At 60.0% G+C, this 698-nt stretch carries 1 protein-coding gene; it reads right to left on the minus strand.

The features are described 5' to 3' along the window. Window positions 1-369 precede the first annotated feature (369 nt). Window positions 370-698: HAD family hydrolase (locus tag C4334_RS13975; protein ID WP_352432704.1), on the minus strand; the 329-nt coding region annotated here is incomplete at its 5' end.

A 698-nucleotide genomic window follows, 5' to 3' on the forward strand; every position in this document is an offset into this window, starting at 1 on the left:
CCCCGCCTGGCAACGGGCGGGTGTCGGGAACAGTTTTCTATGTTCTCGGCAACGGGTGAATATCTTCCGGAGCATCCGGAGCAATATGGCATCGAGCTTGAGCGTACGGCGAACTAGCACGAGAGGATTTATCGACTCAACATCCCTTTCTTGGATCGCGACCGATCGCTCTTGTTCGTTCGAGACGCAGACCTTGGAGATTGCCGCTCCGCGCTGCTCGGGTGGAACTTGTGGAGAATCGTCTGAAGAGATGGCCTTGCGGGATCTTCAGTCCAGAAGAACCCGCCGGAGACGTGCAAAAGCCGATGCGCTTGCTTCGAGCGCACGTATCAGGCGCACATGCCTGATACGTGCTGATCACGAAAGCCATCAATCGAGCGCGCGGACGCCGACCTCATCCAGATGGCGCAACAGATCCGCCGGGTCATCGTAGACGCGGTACGCACCGGCACGTTCGAGTTCATCGCGCCCGTAACCTCCTGAAAGAAGTCCTATGCCGAGCGCACGCGCGCGCCGCGCGGCCAGCAGATCCCAGACGCTATCGCCGACAACGACCGAGTCGGCAACATCTACGCCCAACCTTTCGGCAGCGGCGATGAAGAGGTCTGGATCCGGCTTGGCGTGTCGCACCTGATCGCGCGTAATGATCACAGCATCGTCGCTGACGCCGAGTAGTTCTAGAGAGTGGCGCGCGCTCT

The organism is Pyrinomonas sp., assembly GCF_040289685.1.
Classification (GTDB): domain Bacteria; phylum Acidobacteriota; class Blastocatellia; order Pyrinomonadales; family Pyrinomonadaceae; genus Pyrinomonas.